Annotated in this window: 25 protein-coding genes and 6 pseudogenes; 14 read left to right on the forward strand and 17 right to left on the reverse strand. The window is 59.4% G+C overall.

Annotated features, from left to right (window positions below; translation table 11 throughout):
* Positions 1–124 precede the first annotated feature (124 nt).
* The 3 genes from ACZXDY_RS38990 to ACZXDY_RS39000 form a co-directional block, all read right to left on the reverse strand.
* Positions 125–319 (reverse strand): hypothetical protein, encoded by a 195-nt coding sequence (locus ACZXDY_RS38990; protein WP_464349149.1) that lies wholly within the window; start codon positions 317–319, stop codon positions 125–127.
* A gap of 185 nt (positions 320–504) precedes the next feature.
* Positions 505–1,095, reverse strand: a complete 591-nt coding sequence (locus ACZXDY_RS38995) for a hypothetical protein (RefSeq protein WP_464349150.1) — start codon at positions 1,093–1,095, stop codon at positions 505–507.
* Positions 1,086–1,265 carry a hypothetical protein gene (locus tag ACZXDY_RS39000; RefSeq protein WP_464349151.1) on the reverse strand — a complete coding sequence of 60 codons (180 nt, stop codon included), beginning with the start codon at positions 1,263–1,265 and terminating at the stop codon, positions 1,086–1,088. Before ACZXDY_RS39000 ends, ACZXDY_RS38995 begins: the two co-directional genes overlap by 10 nt.
* 187 nt (positions 1,266–1,452) lie before the next feature.
* Here ACZXDY_RS39000 and ACZXDY_RS39005 point away from each other — a divergent pair, with 187 nt between their 5' ends.
* On the forward strand, positions 1,453–1,785 hold the full coding sequence (locus tag ACZXDY_RS39005; protein ID WP_464349152.1) for a hypothetical protein: 333 nt from the start codon (positions 1,453–1,455) through the stop codon (positions 1,783–1,785).
* A 3-nt stretch (positions 1,786–1,788) separates the two neighbouring features.
* A pseudogene (locus tag ACZXDY_RS39010) lies at positions 1,789–2,376 on the forward strand (SOS response-associated peptidase family protein).
* Between the two features lie 52 nt (positions 2,377–2,428).
* Here the strand turns inward: ACZXDY_RS39010 and ACZXDY_RS39015 are convergent.
* Both ACZXDY_RS39015 and tcmP read right to left on the reverse strand, forming a co-directional pair.
* Positions 2,429–3,181 (reverse strand): DUF5131 family protein, encoded by a 753-nt coding sequence (locus ACZXDY_RS39015; protein ID WP_464349153.1) that lies wholly within the window; start codon positions 3,179–3,181, stop codon positions 2,429–2,431.
* A gap of 10 nt (positions 3,182–3,191) precedes the next feature.
* Entirely contained in the window at positions 3,192–4,025 is an 834-nt protein-coding gene (gene tcmP, locus ACZXDY_RS39020; protein WP_464349154.1) for a three-Cys-motif partner protein TcmP, read from the reverse strand.
* A gap of 254 nt (positions 4,026–4,279) precedes the next feature.
* On the opposite strand from tcmP, the gene ACZXDY_RS39025 reads away from it, so the two are divergent.
* Positions 4,280–4,813: a hypothetical protein gene (locus ACZXDY_RS39025; RefSeq protein ID WP_464349155.1), complete on the forward strand. Its 534-nt coding sequence runs from the start codon at positions 4,280–4,282 to the stop codon at positions 4,811–4,813.
* A gap of 542 nt (positions 4,814–5,355) precedes the next feature.
* On the opposite strand, the gene ACZXDY_RS39030 is transcribed toward ACZXDY_RS39025, so the two are convergent.
* Complete coding sequence (locus ACZXDY_RS39030; protein ID WP_464349156.1) at positions 5,356–6,981, reverse strand: adenylate/guanylate cyclase domain-containing protein; 1,626 nt, start codon at positions 6,979–6,981, stop codon at positions 5,356–5,358.
* A 1,024-nt stretch (positions 6,982–8,005) separates the two neighbouring features.
* Between ACZXDY_RS39030 and ACZXDY_RS39035 the strand changes: the two genes are divergently transcribed.
* On the forward strand, positions 8,006–8,359 hold the full coding sequence (locus tag ACZXDY_RS39035; protein WP_464349157.1) for a tyrosine-type recombinase/integrase: 354 nt from the start codon (positions 8,006–8,008) through the stop codon (positions 8,357–8,359).
* On the forward strand, positions 8,359–8,679 hold the full coding sequence (locus ACZXDY_RS39040; protein ID WP_464349158.1) for a hypothetical protein: 321 nt from the start codon (positions 8,359–8,361) through the stop codon (positions 8,677–8,679). The genes ACZXDY_RS39035 and ACZXDY_RS39040 overlap by 1 nt, the downstream gene beginning before the upstream one ends.
* 210 nt (positions 8,680–8,889) lie before the next feature.
* On the opposite strand, the gene ACZXDY_RS39045 is transcribed toward ACZXDY_RS39040, so the two are convergent.
* From ACZXDY_RS39045 to ACZXDY_RS39075, 7 genes and pseudogenes are all read right to left on the reverse strand, one after another.
* A complete protein-coding gene (locus tag ACZXDY_RS39045) occupies positions 8,890–9,849 on the reverse strand; it encodes an efflux RND transporter periplasmic adaptor subunit (RefSeq protein ID WP_464349172.1) in 960 nt (319 codons plus the stop codon).
* Positions 9,850–10,070: 221 nt separating this feature from the next.
* The gene (locus ACZXDY_RS39050) at positions 10,071–10,277 is read right to left on the reverse strand and encodes a DUF1656 domain-containing protein (protein WP_464349159.1); all 207 of its coding nucleotides are present in this window, start codon (positions 10,275–10,277) and stop codon (positions 10,071–10,073) included.
* Positions 10,274–12,208, reverse strand: coding sequence for an FUSC family protein (locus ACZXDY_RS39055; protein ID WP_464349160.1), 1,935 nt, complete (start codon positions 12,206–12,208; stop codon positions 10,274–10,276). The genes ACZXDY_RS39050 and ACZXDY_RS39055 overlap by 4 nt, the downstream gene beginning before the upstream one ends.
* A 98-nt stretch (positions 12,209–12,306) precedes the next feature.
* A pseudogene (locus ACZXDY_RS39060) lies at positions 12,307–12,462 on the reverse strand (alcohol dehydrogenase catalytic domain-containing protein); the annotation flags it as partial.
* A gap of 135 nt (positions 12,463–12,597) precedes the next feature.
* Positions 12,598–13,029: a hypothetical protein gene (locus ACZXDY_RS39065; RefSeq protein ID WP_464349161.1), complete on the reverse strand. Its 432-nt coding sequence runs from the start codon at positions 13,027–13,029 to the stop codon at positions 12,598–12,600.
* Positions 13,030–13,112: 83 nt separating this feature from the next.
* Positions 13,113–13,949: an alpha/beta fold hydrolase gene (locus ACZXDY_RS39070; protein WP_464349162.1), complete on the reverse strand. Its 837-nt coding sequence runs from the start codon at positions 13,947–13,949 to the stop codon at positions 13,113–13,115.
* Positions 13,950–14,001: 52 nt separating this feature from the next.
* Positions 14,002–14,643 carry an HD domain-containing protein gene (locus tag ACZXDY_RS39075; RefSeq protein WP_464349163.1) on the reverse strand — a complete coding sequence of 214 codons (642 nt, stop codon included), beginning with the start codon at positions 14,641–14,643 and terminating at the stop codon, positions 14,002–14,004.
* A gap of 595 nt (positions 14,644–15,238) precedes the next feature.
* Between ACZXDY_RS39075 and ACZXDY_RS39080 the strand changes: the two genes are divergently transcribed.
* Complete coding sequence (locus tag ACZXDY_RS39080) at positions 15,239–15,880, forward strand: HD domain-containing protein (RefSeq protein WP_464349164.1); 642 nt, start codon at positions 15,239–15,241, stop codon at positions 15,878–15,880.
* A gap of 540 nt (positions 15,881–16,420) precedes the next feature.
* Positions 16,421–17,395: a GlxA family transcriptional regulator gene (locus ACZXDY_RS39085; protein WP_464349165.1), complete on the forward strand. Its 975-nt coding sequence runs from the start codon at positions 16,421–16,423 to the stop codon at positions 17,393–17,395.
* A 311-nt stretch (positions 17,396–17,706) separates the two neighbouring features.
* Here the strand turns inward: ACZXDY_RS39085 and ACZXDY_RS39090 are convergent, their stop codons facing one another.
* The 3 genes and pseudogenes from ACZXDY_RS39090 to ACZXDY_RS39100 form a co-directional block, all read right to left on the reverse strand.
* Positions 17,707–17,940, reverse strand: a complete 234-nt coding sequence (locus ACZXDY_RS39090) for a hypothetical protein (RefSeq protein WP_464349173.1) — start codon at positions 17,938–17,940, stop codon at positions 17,707–17,709.
* 42 nt (positions 17,941–17,982) lie between these two features.
* Positions 17,983–18,643 (reverse strand): annotated as a pseudogene (locus ACZXDY_RS39095) (IS66 family transposase); the annotation flags it as partial.
* Between the two features lie 53 nt (positions 18,644–18,696).
* A pseudogene (locus ACZXDY_RS39100) lies at positions 18,697–19,378 on the reverse strand (transposase); the annotation flags it as partial.
* A gap of 192 nt (positions 19,379–19,570) precedes the next feature.
* Between ACZXDY_RS39100 and ACZXDY_RS39105 the strand changes: the two are divergent.
* The 7 genes and pseudogenes from ACZXDY_RS39105 (at position 19,571) to ACZXDY_RS39135 (ending at position 24,328) form a co-directional block, all read left to right on the forward strand.
* Positions 19,571–19,999, forward strand: a complete 429-nt coding sequence (locus tag ACZXDY_RS39105; protein ID WP_464349166.1) for a hypothetical protein — start codon at positions 19,571–19,573, stop codon at positions 19,997–19,999.
* Positions 20,000–20,686: 687 nt separating this feature from the next.
* Positions 20,687–21,031, forward strand: a pseudogene (locus ACZXDY_RS39110) (transposase); the annotation flags it as partial.
* Positions 21,032–21,292: 261 nt separating this feature from the next.
* Complete coding sequence (locus tag ACZXDY_RS39115; protein ID WP_464349167.1) at positions 21,293–22,039, forward strand: alpha/beta fold hydrolase; 747 nt, start codon at positions 21,293–21,295, stop codon at positions 22,037–22,039.
* A gap of 79 nt (positions 22,040–22,118) precedes the next feature.
* Entirely contained in the window at positions 22,119–22,886 is a 768-nt protein-coding gene (locus ACZXDY_RS39120; RefSeq protein WP_464349168.1) for an HD domain-containing protein, read from the forward strand.
* Positions 22,887–22,947: 61 nt separating this feature from the next.
* Positions 22,948–23,178 (forward strand): hypothetical protein, encoded by a 231-nt coding sequence (locus ACZXDY_RS39125; RefSeq protein ID WP_464349169.1) that lies wholly within the window; start codon positions 22,948–22,950, stop codon positions 23,176–23,178.
* 29 nt (positions 23,179–23,207) lie between these two features.
* A pseudogene (locus ACZXDY_RS39130) lies at positions 23,208–23,327 on the forward strand (MBL fold metallo-hydrolase); the annotation flags it as partial.
* 542 nt (positions 23,328–23,869) lie between these two features.
* Entirely contained in the window at positions 23,870–24,328 is a 459-nt protein-coding gene (locus ACZXDY_RS39135; protein ID WP_464349170.1) for a cupin domain-containing protein, read from the forward strand.
* A gap of 73 nt (positions 24,329–24,401) precedes the next feature.
* On the opposite strand, the gene ACZXDY_RS39140 is transcribed toward ACZXDY_RS39135, so the two are convergent.
* The coding region (locus ACZXDY_RS39140; protein ID WP_464349171.1) for a hypothetical protein at positions 24,402–24,615 on the reverse strand (214 nt) is incomplete at its 5' end.

Genomic DNA, 24,615 nt, shown 5'->3' on the forward strand with positions numbered 1-24,615 from the left:
ATGATTGTCAACCGCAGCGCCTGCTCGTCGTCGTCCAACATCCGGGTGACCGAGGTAATCGCTTCGTTCGCGCGGTCTGCCGCGAGCAAACACAACTGCTCATGCTCACGGGGTGAAAGCATGGTTATTCCCCTTTCGTCTCTTTTTGGTGGGTCAGCTTTGCTGTCTGAGTTGTGTGCATTGCAGCGACACCGCACCAGTCGGCTCGCAGGATCGTGTTCGCGACCGAACCATTGTAGGGATCTGGTCCATGCAATCGGTTGCGGCCACCAAACTTGGCGCGGTTCATCCACGTCTCCACGATCTTCTCGTCGTCCATCGCCGCTCGCAGCATCCGAAACAGCCCGAAGATCTCCATCCTGTGGCGGATGATGTCGAGCGTGCGATCCCTACCGACGATGCGACCGCGTTCTCCTGTCCCAAGACTAGGACACCAGCTCAATCGGAGGGTCCGAAGCACATGTCCGATCGTCCAAATCTCGCATTCTGGCACGATGATGGGGCTTAGCCCCGGCACAGTGCGGGACGCACGCCGTTTACTTGCCCTGCTGCTTCAGCGCCCACAGCCGGTAGGCTTCCTCGATGTACGGTCCGGTGCTCTTGGCTCGGTACCAGCCTCGCGCCCTCTTTGCGGAAGTGATCGAGGCCACGGCCCTGCTTGCGGCCTGCCAGTGTGTGCTGATCATTGGCCGAGTCGGGGATTGTCGGAACGAAATTCTCCAGCATCGATCGAAGGCCGATGGCCACAGCGAAGTGGCAGCCAGCCCGCGACTTGGGCGACCGGCACATCATGCAGATCGCATTGCCCACCATCAGCCGGGCTTCGCCAATGCTCTTGCTGTACCGCTCCCTCGACGCCGCGAGCGATGCGGCGACGAATGGAAAGACATGCGGCGCTGCCGGCGTGTCGAGGTCTTCATGGCAGATGACTTCAAGGCGATTGCAGACCTGGGTGTGAAAGGCTTTGGACGTGTGGATGAGTTCAACGGCGAACTCCATTGCCTCGCGTTCCATGCTGCGCCTGATCGCCTTCTGTAGCGCGGACAGACAGGTCATCGCGTTGAGATTGTGCTTGATCGGCGGGATCACTGGCATTCCCCCTTCGAGAGCGGGCCGACGATGATGGTCTTGCCCCCGATCATAGCGGCGGCGAGCGCGCGGGCGGCTTCGGCTGAACGGGCGTAGATGGTGAAAAGCGGCCGCGGGTTCTGACCGGGGACCGGCTGATAGACCGTGAAGGGTTTCGGGTTCCGCGCTGGCTTCAAAGTGCTCTCGCGAGGAGGGCTGCAGCAGCACCACGACCGCGAACGCAGCGGCAAAGTTCCAATAGCCGCCATTTCGGGCCGCCATTCCAACTTGCGAATTCGCACGGCCCCTGTACCTAAAGCCGCTATTCGAGCGTCGTCCGCTCATGTACAAGTTTGCAGCTTCTTCCTAGTTAAGGAGCTGTCCATGAAGGAATTATACGCTTGGCTTTCGGGCCAGCATCCAGGTCTCAAGACCTTCAAAGCCCTCCAGCACAAACTTTCGCGGCTTGCCGCTGATCACCCCGAGCAACGGGCGATGTGCGCCCTGCTTGATGGCATCGTCGGCAAGTATATCGAGGAATTCGACGAAGCGCCGCTGCCGTCCGCGGTTGCCGAGCGAGCCTATCGGCGGCTGCTCGGCTCCCTTGCCGAACTGGACGACTCGGCGGACCCGGCACGGCAGCTTGGCAGCCTGAACCGGCTCGCGGCGCTGGATCTGACCGATGAGTCGACAAACATTCCGTCCGTCGCATCATAGCGGATGATGTCGCCTATAGGGGTGTTGCCGGACTACGCCGCGCCGACTGTCCGCAGTGCCGGCGATGGATGCGCGCCAACAACGATGCGCTGGGGGCATGCCGCCACCACCGCGCACGCGCGGCCCGCCGATCACCAACGTCTGCAACACGTCATCGCCACACTGGCGAGGCTGGCTGAAGCCGGAGAACCGGTGCTTCGTCCCGGCCAACGGTTTCACCGAGTACGCGCCGGAGCCGAACCCGGAGACCAACAAAAAGGATGTGGTCTGGTTTGCGCTCAACACTGACCGGCCGCTGTTCGCCTTCGCTGGTATCTGGACGACGTTCAATGGGGATCGCGGCACGAAGTCGAAGCCGGTGCCGGGGCCACATCAGGTCTATGGTTTTCTCACGACATCGCCGAACGCCGTGGTCAAGCCCATCCACCCCAAGGCGATGCCGGTGATCCTGACCACGGACGAAGAGCGGGACGTTTGGATGCGCGCACCGTGGGATGAAGTGAGGGCACTGCAACCGCCATGGCCTGACGACGCGCCCAGGATCGTCATGCGCGCGGGGCCGACAAAGAGGATCGCGCGGCGGCGGCTTGAGCGACCGTGATCTTCCCCCCGAGAAAGAACTGCCCTTGCGCTTTAGCACGGATCAGGACGTCGCGACGGCGCGCGGCATCTCATCGAACGTGCGCCCGCGATAGCGCCTGCCAGTGCTCTTTTTGCGAACGCCGCCCCACTGCTTGAAGAAAAAGGCCGTCCTTGCCTTGCGACATGCGGCCTCAACCTCCGCGACCCACTGCTCGGCCATCGGACGCGAACGGGGGCCGCTCTCGCCGCCGACGATTGCCCACTGGATGCCCGTCAGATCGGCCCGAGCCACCGACCCGAGCAAGGGCTCGAACGAAACGAACCTGACGGCAGCATTCACCTTGCGCAGACCGTCAATGCGCCCGAGATAGTCGGCGCTTTCGATGCTTGTGCCGAGCCATACGTTCGGCAGCACTGGCAACGACGCGGTGATCTCCGCCATCCGATCCGGTCGCTTCGTCAGAATTTGATAGGTGTGCTGCGGTGTTGCCTTCATGGCATCCCAGACACAGGAAACGAACCCTGCTGGCACGGCGTCGTGAAACAGGTCCGACATCGAGTTCACAAAAATCCGGCGCGGCTTTTTCCAGCCCGCCGGGATGTTCAGCGCCTCCCGATCGAGCCTGACTTTGCCGATCCAGACCGCTCGCTTGCCGCTCTTGCGGGTAAGCCCGCGATATTTCTTAACGCCCATCGCATCGAGCCGGGCCGCCATCCGCATCGCGTAGCAATTCGTGCAACCGGGAGAGATCACCGTGCAGCCTGCGACCGGGTTCCACGTTGCGTCGGTCCATTCGATCGAGGTGTCAGCCATCACAGTTTCCTCAGAGAAGCGATCCCTGTCCGCTCAAGTTCTGTACGTCGTTCCACAGCTTCTGTCCGAGCGGATTTGAACTCAGGAACACCAACCAATAGAGACGCTGGTTCTTCTCGCCAACGATCAGCGGTATGCCCGTTGCGGGGCGCGTTCCCAATGAACGGATCGCCTCAAGCCAATATTCAATAAGCGCAGCCCGCAGAGCAGCCATTAATTGCTTCACGCTCACTGCATCACGCCATCCCGGCGCAAAAATGTCGAGCGTTCCACCGACGCGCGAATATTCATCGAGGTTGCGCTGCAAATCCTGCAAGCTGACGTGGATGATCATGTCCATCCGCTGCACCCGCAACATTCTCTCAATGATCGAAAACGGCAGTTGCGCGAGATTGAAGGGGTCTAGAAACGCAAGATGAAGTCCACAAGGATTGATCGCGTTCATAACCTGATCAACCACGATATTCGCATCGCCGATATAGGTTATCGCAGCTCCGCCTAGAGCCTTGATGCGCTGCGCGAGCGCGGATGAGTTTCTCGCCTCTAGATCAGACAGGTGCATCTCGGAAAAGGGATGACCGTTCGCTTGTCCAGCCTTGAACGCCACCACGGAGCTTCCATCTATAATCTGATTTGTGCTTGTGATGAGTGATCGGCCAGCGCCCGAATACAACTCGATGTAGCTCGCGCCACCCGTGCCCTTGGGTCGCAAGAACCTGGCGCGTGCGCCGCGCGACGCTTGAATGTACCTCCGCAGACGGTCGTGCTTCTCCGTCGCCCACGGACCAACCTTGCCGACGATCAGGCCATCGCCGGGATCGAATTTAACTGTCTTTCTGGCCATTAGCGTTTTTCCCCAAGCGGGCATTACCACACCAGCGTAGGTTGAGGGTTAACGCGAAGAGGCATTTATTGGCTTCTGATCGACGGCGAGGCGGTAATCACCCGCGACGACGGGACGCCGGGCCGCGTATCCGGGGAGGATGATTGGTGCGAAGCCCGTAAGCTGGAAGGAGTAGGCGCGTCGCCGCGCCATCTTGCGTTTGCCCAAGGCTGTCCTAGCCTGCGGGTCTCTCCTAACAGCTGACGGAGGAGAACATGCGCACCCTCAGAACGGCAGTGGTAGGCGGATTTGCCGGAGCCGTGATGGCCGGCAACGTCGCGACGCTCTATGCGGCTCCTTTGCCGACCAACGTGACAAGCATGAAATCAATGGTTGTCGACAATTCGATCCAGATCCGGTGGGGTGGCTGGCGCGGCGCCGGATGGGGCTACAGAGGTTTCGGAGGCTGGCGTCCTCGAGGTTGGGGTTGGGGAGCAGGCGCGTTAGCTGGAGCCCTAATCGGTGGCGCGATCGCGAGCGGCGCCTATGGCTATTATGGCGGCCCGTACTACGGCGGCTACTACCCTGGCCCGTATTACGGCGGCGACTATCCCGCCGACAGCTATTATCCGGCATACGTCGACTACGGTTGGCAAGCGATCCAGGAACCTGGAGCCGCCCGCTTCTACAGACCTTATGGATACGGCGGGCGGCCCTGGGGCTACGGGTCGGCCGGCGCGCGTCGGCCTTCCAACGCTCACCATGAAAGTGATCGCGCCGAGCGGATGGGGCCAACCGCTCGGATGTAGCGTCCCACTGCAACGACGGGCGACCCTCGCGCCAAGTCGAGGCCGACATTTGGTCTACCGGCTTCTTGACTACGGCACCGAACGCAGTCACCAGACCATTCAGCCAAGACGACCCCGCGATCCTAACGATCGAGGAAGAGCGCGATGTGTGGATGTGCGCTTGGGATGAGGCGAAGACGTTTCAGCGGCCGTTGCCAGTTGATGCGGTGCGCATCGTGATGCGCGGCGAAAACCAGGAAGACAAGATTGGCGCATGAAGTATGCCGCTCACCGTACTATGGCGATCCCACGGACGCCCGCAAGATCATGGAGATCAACAAAGTGATCTAGGCTAACAAGTGGCCGCAGTGCCGGCAGATCTATCGGTCGCCGCAGGGACAATGACCTTATCTACGCAGGCAAGGTCGACCACGCGTCGACAAGACTTCCGCGGCCGAGCCGCGGAAGGGAGCTGGAGGACCTTTGATGCGGCGGTGCGTCCCGTTGCGATAGCGGCAGCACGTCGTCGCTGGGCGCTGTGAAGGCCAAACACAATGCGAACATTACGCTGGCATCCCCGCCTCTTCCAAAGCAGAAGCTATCCGCATCCGGTAAGCCTCAGAGCCGGTCGGGAATGTTTGCATCGCGTGCGCAACGGTGAAATCGGTTTGCATCTCCAACAGACGCGCGACCTGCTGTTTGGCTTCCTCGAGGCGATTAGCGCCAACACAATTTAGGATAGATGCAGAGAGTGAGTGAACACTTGGGCCAGCCTGCAACGCCTTTCTCGCATTGATCAATCCTTCCTCATATCGGCACAGATGAAACAGCGCAAAGGATTGTCCGTTCCACGCCCTCGCACGAAGTGGATCGATCGGGCTCAACTTCAGCGCCATCTCAAAGCTGTCCAAGGCGCGCTGCGCTTCACCGCACATCAGAGCCACAAACCCTCGCGAATACCACGCGCTCGCGAGGTTGGGATTAACTGAAATGGCCTCCTCAAGGGTTGAGGCAGCTCGATCGTACTGATGGCCAATGTAGCTTAGGACATGGCCTGCGCGCGCCATCGCGAAGGCGTCATCAATAGTCAAATCCAATGCCTCATTTGCGAGATTGATGGCTTCAATGTGTTTCTCTGCCGTTAACGTTCCTTTGTCACCTAGCTCTCTTAGCAGTGTCCAAGCAGCCATTGCATAAGCCGCACTATAATCCGGATCTAGTTGAATGGCCTTCTTGAACAAATCACGTGCTTCGACCATGGCGCCCTTATAGTAGCTCGCCATGCCTCTCAGATAGGTGTCATAGTTATCCAGCACCTCGGTACGCTTCTGCTTCGCACGGGCAATCTCAGCCTGCTCAAGCCTAGGCGCAATAGAAGCGACGACCGTTCGCGTAATCTTATCCTGAAGGTCGAAAACATCTTCAACCTCACCGTCGAACTTCTCCGCCCATATATGATTACTTGTCGCAGCCTCAATCAACTGGCCAGTTATCCGAACTCGATCAGCACTTTTCCGTACGCTCCCCTCCAATACATAGCGGACGCCCAATTCCCGTCCGACCTGCTTCACATCAACAGCCCGCCCCTTATAGGTGAAGGACGAATTTCGAGCGATGACAAACAACGATTTGAAGCGCGACGGTGCGGTGATGATGTCTTCCACCACTCCGTCGGCAAAATACTCCTGCTCAGGGTCGCCACTCATGTTCTGAAAGGGAAGCACGGCGACCGATGGCTTGTCAGATAGCGACAGGGGTGATCGCACGGAGATTGCGGCTCCTCCCAGGAACCGCACCCGATAGACAAGCACCGGTCTCGCAATGTTTTTGAGCGACTGCTCACCGATCTCTTCGAAGCTGACGTCGATCTTTCCGTAAGCGTCCTCATACACTCGACCGGAGATGCAGATACCTCCTGGCTCGGCAAGGCCCTCCAGTCGAGCCGCGACGTTCACGCCATCGCCAAAAATATCCCCACAATCGCTGATAACGTCCCCTACATTAATTCCCACACGGAAGTGCATCTGCTCATTCGGCGGCGCATTAGTGTTGCGCTCGGCCATGCCGCGCTGCACGTCCACGGCGCAACGGACCGCATCCACGACGCTGGCGAACTCAGCCAACAGGCCATCGCCAGTATTTTTGACGACATGACCATTGTGCTCGGCGATTTTCGGATCAAACAGCACACGCAGATGCGCTTTGCCGGACGTGCGTTCCCTCTTCGTCCAAGCCGGTTAGGCGGCTGTAGCCCGCGACATCAGCCGCCAATATGGCCGCGAGCCTGCGCTCAACTCTCTCGGTGGGCATCGTTCGTCGCCCCCTGAAGCCGATGTGAGCGTCAGTGTACAACTGCCCTCACGAGGCGCCCATAGTTTTGATCAGCCTCAGCCGCAGATTGCCGTTACTTGCGTGCGCCTTCGGTACCGGCAGTGATATTGTCCTAATGGCAGCAATCGATTGGCCCGAGGAGTTTTCTTCGCACCAGCCCAGTCCACCATTAATGGAATGCCGATCGTTGGAAACGGCTGGACGGGCCCGCGGTCGCCTTCCATGCGCACGACCAAGCCTCCGCGTCCGCCCTAGGGGGCCCTCGCGCTCATAACTCCTATCCGATGTTCGCACACGCGCGATCGTGAATTGGGATACCGAGCCTTCGGTGCTTACTTTCCTACAGGATTGACTGCCAAAGGAGGACGCCATGGTGCGGCATCCTTGGACGGTAGCTGCCGCTCTTACTCGCTTTTGGCTTGATTGGCTGGGTTCTTGTAGCAGAGCGCCCTCGAGACAGTTCGGTACGGCTAGAAACTTCCCATTCCTTGGGTGCGGAGCCTGATGTGCGGTTGATATCTGAGCGCAGCGAATACATGCGGACGGAACGGTGACGAACCGGCGCACGGTCTACGGGACAACGGGAAGTCTTTCCACATCCCACGGCGCCATGTAGCGCATGAATGAGCCGACCCTCAAGGGATTGAAATTTGCCGAGCGGATTTCGCGGCGCTCCAATAGGTGCTGCCTTGGCGCAGTAAACCTAATCCCTGCGGGCCGCTTCAAGATCGGCATGGGGGCCCTGTTTGATGATCCCCCTAGCAGACGCTCAAAGCCAACAAGCGCTCCAAAGGTCAGTACAGTGGCAGCTAGGAAGGTGACGACATAACCAATGAGGCGCATGCTCCTCTCCTGTTTAGTCTTCCCGTGTGCATCTGGACCGTGCCGGCCGCACGCTTGAAGGGCAGGCGAGGACGCCGGAAGCGCGACCACATTGTGCCGCTGTCCGGTCGAGCACTGGCAATCCTGCAGGACCTGCCGCAAGAGGCCGAATACCTTTTCGCTGATGACGACGGCTCGCCGCTGTCCAACATGGCCATGCTCGAGTTGCTGCAGGGGATGGGCTTTGGGGAGGATCTGACCGTCCACGGCTCCAGATCGACCTTCAAGGACTGGTGCTCGGAGCAGACCGGCTACCCGAACGAGATGTCCGAAATGGCGCTGGCGCATACGCTGCCGGACAAGGTGGAGGCCGCCTACGGCCGCGGGACATGCGGGAGAAGCGACGGCGGCTAATGGCCGACGGCGGCCTATTGCGAGAGCCCGCCCGCGGCCGCCAAGAGCAACGTCGTGACGCGGCTGGAGCGGCCAAACCGCAAACGTCCCTTACCGAATTGGCTAAGTCGCAAGCAGGCTTGCTGAGCGCGAACCGGCGCAACGGCGGCCCAGTCCTTTGCTCTGGCGCAGCCCATGCGCAGGAACACGTAATCCGCGCTGTAGGGCAGGCCGCGGGCGGCGTTGCCGAGTTCGAGCGCAGCCTGATCTTGGAGCGGACCAGCGAGGGCCGCGCCAAGGAGAAGGCCGATGGCATCGTGTTCGTCGCAAGCCGAAGCTGACGGCGCATCAGTGCCGCGAGGCATTGAAGCGGCTGGACGCTTGCGAGACCACGCGCGAGGTCGCGCTGACCTACAACGTCGCGCACACCACGATCGCGCGGCCCAAGGCTTCTGCTCTCATCGCCTGATCAAGGACGGCCGGGGGTTCTCGCGCCGGGTGTGAATGATCGCCTGCCGGGCTGGGGCAACTCCATGACCAGCATTCTTATTTTAAGAAGGCGGGATGCAGCCCGGCCGCGGTGAAACCCCATTTATCATGTCGGAGAGACTCGTCGTGAGGACAGCCTTCGCGCGCTTGAACCATGGTGGCTTCTCAACCCGAGAATCGCCACGTATCGTTACGGTTGCCGTCGCGCCGGACACGAGCGGCATGCCAGGCGGTACCTTGTCGATGGCGATTCTGACCGGGACGCGTTGCGCCAGGCGTACCCACGTGTAGACCGGGTCAACACTGGGAAGACCCTGAGCGCCGGCCTTCGCATTGGACACGCTAATGCCTCGGGTAATCGTCGTCACGTGGCCGGTGATCGGCATAGAATAACCGATCAACTGGGCCTCGGCGCGATCCCCAACACACACCCGCGCCAGTTTGGTCTCCTCGAAATAGCCATCTACCCAGAAGCTATCGGTATCGATGATCGAAATGTTGCTGACCCCCACGTTAGCGTAGTCGCCCACTCGCAGCAGAAGGTTCGTGACGTAGCCGTTGACCGGGCTGCGGACCTCCGTTCGCTTCAGATTAATATCTGCCTGGGCAACCTGCTGACGCGCCGCGTCGACCGCGGCTTTCGCTTGTATGGCATTGCCTTGAAACACTTGCTGCTCTTCTGGTGTGGTCGCCAGATCCGATAGCCGTTGCCGCCGTTCGGACTGCACCTGCTTCACGTGCAGGTCAGCTTCCCTTTGCTCCAACAACGCTTTGCTCGTGCGCAACGCAACATCAAAATCAAAGGAGTCGATCTGATAGAGGATGTCTCCCTTGTGCACGAACTGATTGTCGGTAACCCGCAGCTGCGTAATCTGGCCGGACACTTGAGGTGCAATGCTTGCGACCTGGACGCGGACGCTGCCATCGCGCGTCCAAGGTGCAGAAACATACTCGTCCCATGCAATTATTGATACGACCACCGACACCAGAAAGATCGCAAACGTCGCAAGTCTCCGCGACATCGACCACACGAACTGCGCTGTCGCTCTTCGCCGGGCGCGCGTCGGCTTGATAGGGACGACGGGATACTGCTCATACGCCGGAGACTGTTCGGATTCCGCGCGCCCAATCGGCTTGAGTTCGGGCAACGTGTCGGTTTGGTTCGCCTTCGAGCAGGGAGGCGGCTGCGGTTCTTCGCGGTCCATCGTCTGGTCTTGACCGGCGGCGTGCATGGAAGTCTCCCTCAAAAAAACAACATAACGAGCCCCAGAACGGTCGCGTAGAGGCTGAGCTCGGCAATCGCCGCGTTACTAAAGATCCGCGAAAATCCGATAAAACGCAGAAACGGCCTAATCAGGAGCACGACAAACAGTGCCGCCATCGCATAGGTGATGAGTGGCGCAACGAAAACACCGCCGATGACCAATTCACGGAAGGTATGCGTCATCATGCGGCCTCGTCGAGATGAGTGCGTCCGGCAACCGCCTCGATGTGGTAGCTCGCGAGCATGAGCGCGGCACAGAGATCGGCCACGAGCGGATCTGAAGGTGACGCATTGTACAACACCTGGGACGCGTTGCGAAGCGACCGCGACTCTCGCTTGCTCAATGCTACGCGTACCTCTTCAGCCAATTGAGCCAAGGGCCGACTGGCGAGGATCTTCAGCTTGTCGTCGCACAACCGGATGGTCGAGGATTGGTCGAAATAGGAAAGAGCTTCCTCGACCGCCTCCACGTTGTTCGGAGTAGTCGCACCAGTGGATAGGATCTGACCGATCCGGCCAGCGTCACGAAACATCTCCTCTTCGGGCTCAAATCGCCGTTCCGCGGACGGTAATTGAGCGAACTCTCGGCGAGCCGACAACAACAACCAGCGTCTCTTGCGGTCCTCCGAAACTGGAGGAACCAGGAATTGCGTCGCCAACAACAAGCCCGGAGCGACACAATTCAAAAGGAAGGCGAAAATGTACGCCTGGGCATCATAAGTCTGGGGGTTGCTCGGCAAGAACGTTGTTACGGCGAATATGAGGCTCACTCGACCGAGAGCCGAAAGCGTGCGGTTTGGCGATGCTATCAGAAGCGCGGCGCCGATCACGAGCGGAGCAAGCCCGATCGCAAGCAACGGGAAGTCGTCGACGCCATCGAGGATAACGAACTCGACAACTCCAGCCACAATACCGGCAACGGGTGCCGCAATCAGCGACAAAGCTGTCGCCACGCGCGAATTGGGCGTCAGCGCCCCAAGGCCGATCGTGATGCCGACAAGAGAAAGGGCGCTGCTTGCCGCGGGCCAGCCCGCGTACACAAGGACCATCCCCGCCAACGCAAGCCAGACCGCAGCCCGAATGCCACCTTCAATGGCAACTCGATTGGATCGATAGATCAGCGCGCGCCAATGCCATGGAGGCCGTCTATCGGCGCGCAGGACTGCAAGATTCTGGCGAACCTGCTCATCTCTTCTAAGCAACTCTTTGAGTGTCCAGGCCAGAGTAGCGGTCGAGCCTGCGTTTCTTTGCGTATCGCGACGCCCCACGAAGGTCGGCAGCGGGATTTCGCCTTCGTTACGCTCAAGCGCGCGCACTATCCTCTCGGATGTTGCCCCATCAGCGACCACCGGGAGCACATTCAGGCTCCGCGCAGCATGGAGCTCCGCCACTAGCGCAGCTGCAGCGTTATGGCCTGCTGCGCTTCTATCTGGGCCGCTGCTCGACTCAAATGCCAAGCTCGCTATTTCCGGTCGCAGCGCCGCTATTTCAGCGAGCAAGGCCGCTGACCTTATTGGCTTCGTAGTCTCACCAAGGATTGCCGCTTTCGCGTAGTTGCCAATCCAGCGACGGATATCAGCCAATTGTGCTGCGAGCGCCGTATGACGCTCGGGTGCCGATAGCAAATCGTTGACAATCATAGTGGATACAATTCCGACGATGATCGCCGCGCCGCGCGCCATGCCCGACTCGAACACGTGGCCCGGATTGTCGATTTGTAGAACTGCAAGCAACGCCACCGTGTAGCCCGAGAGGACAGCCGCATAGGCGCGATTGCCGTCGAGCAATCCTGAGACGTACACACACAGGCCCATCCAACCGGCATACGCCATTAGGAGAAGGTCCCGCGTCTGGGAGAACAGCCCCGTTATGGCAATTGAAGCCGCGACGCCGATGATGGTCGCGATCACACGAAAGACTGCCTTCTCCAAGGCCTGCCCGCGAGTCGGTTCCGCGACGATCGCAACCGTTACTATCGCCGTGGACGGTGCTTCGAGCTGCAGCCAGAAACTCAAATACAGGGCGAGGATCGCCGCTATCCAAATGCGGATAGCAAAGGCCCAAGAACCGAGGGGAAGACCCAATGGAAGGAAGTCTCTTTGGTTGGAAAGCGTCAAGACAAATTACTCCACTAGTTCTAGCCGACGGTGTCTCTCTTCCACGATGCTCTCGCGGCGAAGTATGCTATCTGCCTTCATGTTGGAGCCGGACTCCAGAGGACTTCACCAGACAGATCAGAGCCCAACGTGAGAGGAAGAGGTTGCGGCAATGCACTCCTCCCGGCCCTAATCGACGCGTCCCAGGAGCCGACTCCCGCTGCGTGAACTTTCACAAGGACCTCGCCTGGCTTCGAAACCATTTCGAAGATCATCACTGCCGGCGGGCCCGAACTCGTGCCGACAAGGGTACTTGTAATCCTGGCCTCCACATTTTAACGAGTGTCAAGTTGCGCTGTTGTCCGAATTCAAGCGCGGCACACCATCATGAGCAATCGATTCCACCTCGCTCAGCAGCGTCGACAGATCAGCAGCTTCCGATCCAGTTCCTCATCCAACCGTTGTTGTTGACGCTCCCACGGCGACAATGCCTCATGCTCCGGAACATCCATCTTTCGTGGTTGCCGATGGCCGACCGGCGCCAGCCAGGGCAGGTGCGATGTCAGCGCGACCGCGCCATTCCGCCCGGGCAGGCCGAGTCCCGCAGGACTATTATCGATTGCCGCAACTTTGTTTGCAGTCGCCTGGGCATGTTGAGTGACACCGGTTACTGGCCACAAGAGACAGCCAAATATGGCCATTCCTGCGGCGACATGTTTGGTTAGGCGTCTGCATGTTGTTTTCGGATGGCTAACCGCAGTCTCAGCAATTCGTGCATCGCTCCTGGCCGTCGTGCTCATCGCAGATTCAATTCGAACGAGAGAGACAGAGGTCAAAGACATGTCGATACTCCTTTAGGTCCTTGGCCTTTGGCGACTGCATCATACGATGATCGCAAACGCCCAAGCCACTATAAGTTGAACAGTCACCTCTTGCGCGCCCAAGAGGAACGGCGCGATGTTTCATCGAGGAGGTCCCTCAGAATGCGGTTAAACGCGCGGGGCTTCTCAAGCATCGAAAAATGACCAGCCTTCGGAATGATGGATAGGGTGCTGTTGCTGATCCCCTTGGCCAGAATTTCCGACTTGCCTGTTGGCGTGACAAGATCCTCCTCACCGGCGATCACCAAGGTGGGTTGCTTGATCTTAGAAAGAAAGCTGCGGGTATCAGAATCACTTATCGAACGGATTGCTGCCCGGGCGACGAATTCTGGCGTTTGAATGACTTCCTGCCACGCCCATTCGACCAGTGCGAGGCTAGCGGACGAACCGAACGAAATGTCCGATAAGTCCTGGAACGCTTTCTCGGCTCCTCGTTTGTCGACGGCGGCGAGGAAAGCGTCCGCAGTTGCGTCCGCGCCAGTCCCGTGCGCCGTTGTATCGACGAGGATCAGTGCCTTCACCAGACGTGGATAGTTGATTGCGAACTCCTGAGCGATAATTCCGCCCATCGACAGTCCAATCAAGACGGCTGTGTCGACACTGAGCGCCTGAAAGACGCGCCCAACGTCCTCAACGAAATCCTCGATGCGATAGCTGCGCCCGGTCGGGGCAGGCGAACGGCCGTGGCCAGGCAGGTTTATCCGGATGACCCGGTACGACTTGGCAAACTCCTCAGTCTGCTCCTTCCAGAATTCGCTTGTCGTTGTAAATCCGTGGACGAAGACCAATGGAAAGCCTTGACCGGAAATGCGCACAAAAGTGTCGCTAATCATAACGTCTTGCGCCGGAATAACAGCAGTCGGATCTCTTTCTTCAGGCATTGTCTTTTACCTTCTGATTTTGAGCTCTGGTGTTCTCTCCTCAAGGAGGAGATCAGTTCGGCCAAGCTGAGCCAAGGATGATCGAGCAGAAGTTCTGGCGGACATAGTTCATGTCCTTCAGCGCCAGGACGTCGGCCTTCACATTCCCGAAGGTCGTCAGCGGTTTCTTGATAATGCCGTTGGCGAAGTGATCTATGATGTTCTTCTTGAAGTTCGTCTCGCGGGGATGATGGACGCAGACATGCTCGCGCTGTTCATGCGTGAAGTCGTGATAGGCGATGCCGAGCACGTCCATCTCTACACCGGCTGTCACCAGAGCGATGGTGGGGCGCATATGCTCGGGGATGCCGGGCGTGGTGTGGAGCGCGATTGCAGCCCAGACGTCCTCGATATCACGGTCCGGTGCGCCGTAGCTTTTCATGAAGTCGCGTGCGGCATTGGCGCCGTCGACCTCGAAGCGCAGGTCGGGGCTCGACCATTTCTCGGTGAGGCCCATGTCGTGGAACATAGCGCCAAGGTAAAGTAGCTCCGCGTCGTACTTCAGCCCGCGACGCTCCGCGGTGAGCGCACCGCAGAAGAAGACGCGGCGGCTGTGATTGTAGAGCAGATCGTCCTCGGTATCGCGAAGGAGCTGCGTGGCGGCGCGCGCGATAGCGCTATCGGGAACGCGGATGCCGCCGGCAATCTCGGGCATTGGATACACTCCTTATCGAGACAACGTTCCACCGTGGCGTGAATTGACACGCAAATGACCTCGGCGCTTCAATCAGACGACGCCGGCTGGGACCATGACTTGGAGCGCCGGCGCGACCCTTGTATCAGTTATGGCGATCGCGGCTTGTCCAAACAATGCCGCTTGACCTTCCAATCAGGACAACGCCACGTCGGTTTGTGCCAACAACGGTCGGATCGCGATCGATGACGGCGTCCGGACGCTGGACGTCGCCGGACCAGTCGACGTGTTCGCCGAAGCTAACCCCTACATTCCCGCGAGAACCGGCACGAGACGGTGCTTGTCGTCCCAAATCGCGCCCGGTTGCGCGTCGAATACCGATGGTCGCTGATCTCAGGTTTGAGCCAGCGGGGCCCTTCTGGCGCGATCGAGCTGGATGGGGAGGGTAGCCATCGTGCGATTGTATAAACAAATTCGACAATCTGGGACTATCTTATGACCTGGGCTAACGCATCTGTTCGCTAACGTCAGTGACCGGAGCGATATATGTTATGCTTCGTGGAAGCTTCGAAATAGAGAGAGCGCGGATCCCAAACACGGAGACAGGAGTCTCGACATGACTGACATCATTTCCGGCATTAAGATTCCCGATAGCAAGATAGCGCGCGAAGCCGCGGAACTCGCACGGCAACACGAAGGCGAGTTGCTGTTCAACCACTCCGTCCGCGTCTTCGTGTTCGGTGCAATGAAGGGCGTCCGCCAAAATCTCAAATTCGATTCCGAGCTGCTCTACGTCGCGGCGCTCTTTCACGACCTGGGGCTTGTCGACGCTTATCACACCGACGCAAAGCGGTTCGAAGTCGATGGCGCCGACGCTGCGCGCGAATTTCTCAAGAGCCATGGCATCCCCGATCCGAAATCGGATCTGGTTTGGGAAGCCATCGCCCTTCATACCACGCCCGGCATCCCCCAATTCATGCGGCCCGAAATCGCGCTCACGAATGCCGGTGTCCTGGTGGACGTCATCGGGATTGGATATGACGAGTACACGCCGGAGCAACGCGACCAGGTCATCGCCGCGTTTCCGCGCGGTGACAATTTCAAGAATGATTTCATCAAGGTTCAGACTTGCTCGGCCTTAAAGAAGCCTCTGACGACGTACGGCACCGTCAATTTCGACTACATTCACGACCACGACCCCACTTTTCACCTGCCAAACGCATGCACTCGGATCCGCAATGCGCCTTGGCCTAGCTGAGCTGCCGGGAACGTTTTTTCCGGCATCAGCGATGGTTGTCTGGTAAGCCGTCGGTGCCTTCGCGATTGGCTCCGAGGTTTTACGATGGTCGGACTGCTGGCCGCTGCCCCAGACTTGAACGTTGGCCTGCCGGCCGCGGGTCACCTGGTCACCGCTCGCTTACGACATCGGCGCCCCTGTGATGGCGGTGCTGACCGCCGGGCTGAAGCGGCGCCGCCTGCTGGCCCGCTCCGTGGCCGGATTCAGCATTGCCAATCTGCTCGCCGCAGTAGCACCGGGCTATGCCGGGCTGTTGGCGGCTCGGCTGCCGCTTGCCCTGTTCGCCACAAGCTTCATGCCGGTGGCGCGCGGATACGCCGCCGCGCAAGATGGGCCGGAGCGGCGTGGCCGCGCTCTGTCCATGATCAGCAAAAGGCTGACCTTGGCGATCATCCCCGGCGTGCCGCTCGGGGTGTTGGTGTTGCTTTCCAGTTCGAGGGGCCTTTTGCAACGTCCGGACTACCTGCATAATACGGCGCCAGACTGGAGAGGCAGCAAGAGGTGCCAGTACAAGCAGTCGCGATCGTTGTTTACGAGGGGGTCCAGGCCCTGGACGTGGCGGGTCCGATGGACGTGTTCAGCGAGGCGAATACGTTCCTTGGCAGCGCGGACCGCTATGAAACGGTATTGGTTGCTGCTCACCGCAACCCGCTGCGCGCGTCGAACGGCATACGAATTGTGGCCGACCTAACCTTCGAGGAGGCGGCGGGCGGCTTCGAGATCATTCTGGTGGCTGGCGCTCCGACACCAGCCGAAGCGCAGCCCGCGCCGCACCTGATTCAGTGGGTCAAGGAGTTGCCGTGGCGCTCAAGCGTTTATGGATCGATCTGCACCGGGGCTTTTGTCCTTGGCTATGCCGGCCTTCTGGACGACCGGCGAGTCACAACTCATTGGCAGGATGCACAGGCGCTGGCAGCCATGTTCCCGAAAGCAAAAGTCGAACCGGATTTGATCTATGTCCGCGATGGACGGCTGATCACAGCGGCTGGTGTAACTGCGGGGATAGATTTGGGCTTAGCGCTTGTCCGGCAGCGGCATGGGGCGGAAACAGCGCTCAAGGTCGCCAAACGGCTGGTTGTGGTTGCCCAGCGCCAGGGAGGACAGTCGCAGTTCAGTCCGTATCTCACAGCACCTGCCGATCCGGAAGCGCCGATCGCGCGCATCCAGGACCATGTCATGGCCAACATCGGGCATCGTCATACGCTGGAGTCGCTTGCCGCCGTCGTCGGCATGAGTCCCCGGAATCTGGCCCGACATTTCGTGCACGCGACGGGGATTACACCGCACGAGTTTATCGAGCGCGCACGCATTGATGCGGCTCGCATGATGCTGGAAGGAAGCGACCGACCGCTGAAGGCTGTCGCCTTCGATTGCGGCTTCGGGTCGGTGGACCGGATGAGGATCGTCTTCAGCACCCGTCTTGGCGTGACCCCTGTCCAATATCGCACCAGCTTCCGGGGAGCGGAATCGGAATAGATCGCGAGCTATCCGAGACGAAATCGCTGTCTCCTGCTGCCGCGAAGGCTCCGACGGTGATCCATGAGCTGGCGCAGCGACGTCGACCGTCGGTATCTTCCTCGTCCGTCTCGCGCCATGCGCGGCCGAGGCGGCGACGAGCGATTGCAAGAGGTGCCGAACTAGGCTGGCTCAGTACACTCTTTGCGCCTTCGACTTCTAGGCGGCCGGACCTCTACCACCGCGATCTGCGCTCACTACTGAACTCTGCGAAATCACCGGCATGCGCGATCTGCTCGGTATCCATCCGAGCTAGGCCGCGGGCACCGATTTCATCGCTTAAGGAGCCCGGGGTTCTCCTTGTGCATCCTGATGAGCTCAATCAGGTTTTCGATGCGGAAGTCGGTGAACGCCATGACGCCATCGTCACCGAGACCGAAGACCCAGATAAGGCCCTCCTCGGGATCCATTCCATTGGCGACGTCCCCTAGCCAGTCCTCGTCTTCGCCAAGATCCTTGGCGAGGCGACCGATGGTGGTGGCGGAATGAACCTTGTTGACGTGCATGATTAGGCCACCTGAGTGGAGAGCGCCGACGCCGGGGGGCGTCCAGGGCAACAACTCGTGCAGCCGGCTTTGCGGCACGTCGGCGATGCGTGCGAGAACGTAGGCAAGCCAAGCTTTCGGGTCGATGTTGTTGAGATGCGCCGTCATGATGAGCGTCGCCATCGCAGCGGCCCGCTCTGCCCCCCGCGATCGGAGCCGGCGAACAACCATGCCTTTCTTCCCAGCGCAAAACCACGTAGCACTCGCTCCGCAGCATTGTTGGTCAGGCAAATCCTTCCGTCATAGACAAATCGGGCAAAGCCATCCAACCGGTTGACCAGATAGTTAATCGGTTTGATCACGTTGGACGAGCGCGAGAGCTTTGCGCGTTCCGCCCGCAGCCAAGCGTCAAAATCGCTTAGTAATGGTACACTTCTCTCCTGGCGGACCCGCAGCCGCTCCTCAGCACTCATCGCATGGATCTCACGCTCAATCTCGAACAGCTGTCCGCCAAATGGCCGATCGTCGCGGACATAGGTCCAAATCCGGCCGGTGTTCGCCTTCCCCTTCGCCAGGATCGGCATCTTGGTGTCGTCGCTATGAAGCCTGTCGGCGGAGAGCACATCGGCTTCGATCAGTTCAAAGAGCGGCCTGACCGCAAAGGCGCCACGCCGACCTGGTCCACCAGCGTCGAGACCGACAGTTCGATCCCTTCGCATTTGAAGTGTCAATCGGCGTTGAAATGGGGCTCTGACGCAATCTTGGTGCAGCTCAACTCTATTCTGCGCCGATCAGCCTAGCTTGGAGCAGATCGATTTGCCGCGGCCGTACATTTGCCGCCTGACCAGTTTGAGGCGGGTGATCTGCCCCTCCATCTGTCCGTTGGACCAAGGTAAGGTAATCGCCGCCCGAACCGCCGCTTCATCATTCGCGCCGCGGGCGAATGAGGCAACGAGACTGGCACGAGCCCGCTCGATCCAAGGTGACAGCTCGGCGGCAGCTCTGCGCCGGATCATCAAGTGGAATTCGGCGATGATCTCGCGTGCCTCGACCGGGGTCGGTACGCCAGCTTCGATCGCCGCGACCGTGACCGTCTCTGCCTTCGAGAGCGTATCCCGTCCGACCGTCATCAGACGAGCGATCGTTCTCGCTGACGGGATGCGGTGAAGGTTTTCGACATCGGCCTTTTCGGCCCGCCGTCTGCGTGTTGCCCATTCTGCGACAACACGAAGCGAGCCTCGGAAGCCGCGCGTCCTTAGACGCCGCCAAAGTTCAGCCCCGTTTCGGCGGCCGGCAACCCACTGATCGTCGAGCCATGGCAGGTGCTGATCGGGCGAACTCTGCCCGGTCCGGAAGACATCATGGCGTTCGCCACGGATCACCTGTCAACCAGCTTCCTGCTATGGCCAGTCTTGCGTACGATCTGCTTGATCGGTGTTCCGCTTTTCGACAAGGTCCTCTGAAAAACTCGGCTGGGTCGACTTTGAGTACGTCGGCAAACTTCCCGATGATCTCAAGTCCCACATAGGTTACGCCGCGCTCGATCTTGTGGAAGCCGCGCCGACAACAGTTGCCGTTCCCGAAAAATATCATTCCACTTCGGGTAGAGAAGCAGTTGTAACTCGTTTGAGACGAACGGAGTAGACGGGTGATGAGACCGGATTATGCGAAGCACTATGAGACACTGACGGCTGTGGTAACCCACCTTGCCGTGAACAAGTGGGCCATTCGTCAACCAGTCGGGATGGCGAAGGATCTATCAATTGACGATGTGGACTCCGTCCGCAGCGTACTCAAGTCCTTCAAAGGACTGTTTCGGGAGTCTCAGGGCACATCGAGAGATCACGGCGATCGGTTTTACTCGCTGCATCTGCGACACGCTCGAGCTCCAAAAGGCGAGTCCGGTGAAGAGCGCCCGCCTTTAGAGACCGATGACTTGTTCTCGCTATTGCAATTCGTCTCCGACAAGCCAGCTCAGCAAACGCAGCAGTCATCAGCCCTTCGTATAGCTGCGCTTACATCGCTCATTTCTTTGATTGTTGCCGCCGCGTCATTGTTTGTTGCCCTCCACAAAGGCTAGCTCGTAGCCACAAGGATAAACTCGGCGAAAGTTCGGACCGCGCAACCCGGGAGACTGCGATATACTTAGAACGACTTACGGGCACCCCAGAACATCCAAAAACAAACGGGCCAGGACCATCAAAGGATGTTTTATAGGCCCAGAAACCGGGTTGGACCGAGCCCACCCGGCCTGGAGGTCGGTCAGGCGGCCTTCTTCTTGAAGGCCGGCCGCTGCTTGCTGGCATGAGCAAAGTGCTCGTCCAGCTCACCGGCTCGAACGGGTTCGATCAGGGTGTTGATGACCATGGGGAGCTTGTCCTTGGACGGCACCAGGATACCTGCCTTGCCTTTCTCGAACTCGATGGGCTTTGCGCCGAACTAGGGGCATGTACTCACAAACGCGTAGATGTCAGGTTCTGACCGCCAAACGGAGATCTTACGATCAGTCAGAGCATGACCGCTCATGACCCTCGGGGTCATTGTTGGTCAAACTCGTGCCCACACAAATCGGGGCGGACGCCGCGGCAAACGAGCCGCGACAATCAAATACGCTTCAAGCCGAGCAAGCCAATCTCAACTCGGTTCCCAGCGTCAATGCGACTGAACAGCCACAACTGCTCGAGCGTGGCGCGCCGACCCGTTGATCTAGATCAAAGGCCGCCGTGGAGCCGTGGGCCTATGACCATGATTGCTTGCTGTCGGACAGGTTAGGCAGGATCTGGCGCCTTTCTACAGTAGCATCGGTCGACCCTCTATCGATCCCGAGCTGATGGTCCGGATGCTGCTGGTCGGTTACTGCTACGGCATTCGTCACGAGCGCCGGCTGTGCCAGGAGCGCTGCACCTTGCTTACCGCTGGTTCTGCAGGCTTGATCTCGACGATAAGGTTCCGCACCATTCGACATTCTCAGTGAACCGGCTCGGCTGCTTCCGGGAGAGCGAGATCCTGCACTATATTTTCGAGCGCGTGGTTACAACGTGCATGGCCGCCGGGCTCGCAAGGGCGAAGGGTCGCGGTGGATGCGAGTGTGATGGAAGCCAATGCCAGCCGCATCATGGCACAGCGCCGGACGAGTTGGAGTGGATCGACGCGCAACGCCACGCAAAAAGCCGGATGCGGGCCCTTCAAAAAATAATTTAGCGCCTCTTTGGAACCGGCAAAAGACAAGGACGTTAAGCCGCGGAATCCGCGAATGTTCCGCGGGGCTTGGAAACTCCACAGCGCAAACTGAATACCCAGGCGACCTACGCCCGGTGCACCCCGGCCCTCTCTCGTTGGAGACGGACGTCGACTGATCGACGGAGCCAAATCGATGGCTGAACAGCGGATGATCACCATAGTTCTCGTGCATGGCGCATTCGCTGAGTCGCTGTCCAACTGGAAATCCGTCCTCGAATTGCTGCTCGCCAAGGGCTACAAGGTGGTCGCAGCCCCGAACCCGTTGCGCGGGGTGAGCAACGATGCCGCCTACGTATCTTCCTTTCTCAATACGATTGACGGCCCTATCATTCTCGTCGGTCATTCCTACGGCGGCGCGGTCATCACCAACGCGGCCAACGGCAACCAACGGGTGAAAGCGCTCGTGTATGTGGCGGCCTTTGCGCCGGATACAGGAGAGAGCGTGGCCACGCTGTTGCGCCGCTTTCCCGGCAGCACCGTCGAGGCGAACACGGCGGACCCTATTCTGCTGCCGGACGGTACCCGGGACCTGTACTTTCAGCCTGACAAGTTCAGAGCACAATATGCGGCTGACCTCTCCGAAACCGAAGCGAGGCTGCTGGCCCTGACGCAGCGCCCGATGGCGGAACGCGCCATGACGGAGGTGTCCCATGGCGCCGCCTGGAAAGCGATCCCCTCTTGGTTCATCTTTGGAACGCTCGACAACAGCATTCCCGCTAACCTGCTGGCATTTATGGCCGAACGCGCCGGATCGAAGAAGACTGTCACGATTGAAGGTGCCTCACATGCCGTCATGATGTCGCACCCAGACGCTGTTGTGGAGCTAGTTGAACAGGCTGCGTCGGCTGTTCGAGGAGACAGGAGCACTGCTTCTCCATAACAAGCGGGCTTCGGCACCATCCCGGCAAGCGCACGTCCAGCCCAATAGGCGCCATCTCCGGCTACAGAAGGAGAACGCCATGAAGGTTCATACCACTCTCACCTGGGCCGCCCTCGCATTGGTGGTCGCCGGATCCGCCTTGGCACCAAACGGCGAGGCCCAAACGGTCATGCCTAAAGTCGCTGAAGCGGCTCCGAGCGCCGTCGATGAGGTTGCGGGGATAAGAGTTCCCGAGAGCAAATTGGCGCGCGACGCAACACAGGTCGTTCGCGATACCGAAGACGATTTGCTGTTTCAGCACTCCATGCGCGTTTATTACTGGGCTGCCTTGGCAGGAAAGCGCAAGGGTCTGACCTTTGACCCGGAACTTCTCTACGTAGCGGCCATGTTCCATGATTATGGGCTGACGGCAGGTTATGGGGAAAGTCACCTGCGCTATGAAGTGGACGGCGCGAACGCCGCACGCGATTTTTTGCGGAGTCATAGCATTTCAGAAGCTGATGGCCAGAGAGTCTGGTTTGCAATCGCCCTGCATACGACAAATGGAATTTCCCCGCATCTGTACCCCATCGCTGCACTTCTTGCCGAAGGAGCCAACATGGACCTTGTCGGCGCCGGCTACGACGACTTCACCGCCGCGCAGCGGAGCGCGGTCGAGGCGGCTTATCCGCGTCCGCCACAATTCGCGGAAGGCTTTCTCCAGGCCCTTTACGACAGCCTCAAGCACCGTCCTGAGACCACCCAAGGCACCGGTTTGGCCGACGTAATGGCCTACAAGGACCCTGGTTTCCATCGCAGGGACTTCAGCAATCTGATGCGGAAGTCGCGCTGGGCTACCGGACAATAACCGACGCGACCCCTCAGCGGTCGGCCTCGGCGCCATCGCGGCTTCAAGTGCGGATGGAAACATGGGCAGGATTTCGCTCGGCCTATTCGAGTCCATCGCGGCGGACGACGCTCCTGCCATCGTTGCCGATGTGGCGCCCCATTGTTTTCAGCCACGGCTGGCCGCTCCTGGCATTCATCAAGCGTTAGCGGATCGCAAGCCATCGGCCGCGCGAGCGCGGCCGATGGCAGGCTGTATGACGATCGTTCACATCGCAAACAGCAAGCCGACGCCGCATCCGTGGCGGTCCTAACCGTTTGCGGACATCCTCAGGAGAGACTCATGACGACGCTCAATCAGCATCTCATATCGCGACGCGGATTCTGTCTGTGCTGCATGGCGACGACCACAGTGGCGGCAACCGGCGGCTGGCTCTCGCCGCGACAGGCTTTCGCCGCCGCGCTCGCCGCGTAGCCTATCCCGCCGGACATCCGGTGTGACGTAACGGTTGGGAAGGCGAACAGCACGTAATGCAGCGCCGGTCGATCCGGCGATCAGGACAACCCATTTGGGCCATGGCATCTTCGAATGCGCGCTTTTGACCGGGACCTGATCCGCGGAGGGCATTATGGCCAGCGGTCGCGTGAACCGCGCTAATAGGCCGAACACATGGCTGCTCCGACTACCGCCGCATGCGTAAAGAAAACCTTGCCAACCCGGAGCCGTCCACACATGGCCCGTCGGCGAAGCGGTGAACTACGTCATCGAGGTCCGCTTAACGAGGCACAGCGGACTAGATTTCTTCGGTTGAGTTTCTTCGCGTTTTTGACGCGAAGCGGGCACCAACCCGTTTGCCAGGCTGTAAGTCAATATCTCTGCCTTTATTGTTCGCGTATAGGTAGTATAGCCTTGCGACTGTACGCGGCGCGCAGCTTCTATCTCAAACTCACGCTCGCCGCATTGCGACTTGAGTTCTCTTGCTGCATGGAGCTTGGGAGATTCTCATGAAAAAATTGCTTCTGACCGCGACCAGCTTGATTATGCTGTCTGTTCCGGTAATCGCGCAAGATACTGAGGCGCGGCTGATGCCCGAGGCGCTCGTATGGAAGGATAATCCAGCCTTTCCGAAAGGCGTTCAGATTGCCACCTTGGTCGGCGATCCCAGCAAGAAAGGCGAAGTTGTCGTCTTGCGCATCAAGTTTCCAGCGAATTTCCAAATGCCTCCGCACACTCACCCCTATTCTGAAGTTGTCACCGTCATAAGCGGGGCAATCGGCAGCAGTCATGGTGAGAAATTCGAAAAGAAGGGTGATCTCCTAAAGCCTGGCTCGTTATGGGTGTACCCTGCGAAACACCCGCATTACGCGTGGACCGGAAGCGCGGAAGGAATACTTCAGGTTCAGTTCATTGGCCCAGGTGGCATCGATTACATCTATCCTGCTGACGATCCGCGCAAACAATAACGGCTGCACGAAGAAGCGACGGCGGTCATGTCCGGTCTTGCCCACGGCCGAAACCCGGATTGAAGATCGCACGTCAGCTCACCGGGTAGGCCGGACGCCGCTCTAAGTCGCTATTGGCCCCAAGCGGCGGTGGGTGGATGTCTGCCATTCCGCCGCTGTTAAGGGCTAACCAGACATCCCTCGAACGGGCCGAAAACGACGCGAGTGACCCAATGTATGGTCCGGCCGTGCGTAGCAAGAAGATTTCGACGATCCGGTAGATGCGGTCTTGCATCAATGTATCCGGC

Source organism: Bradyrhizobium sp. LeoB3 (assembly GCF_055456055.1).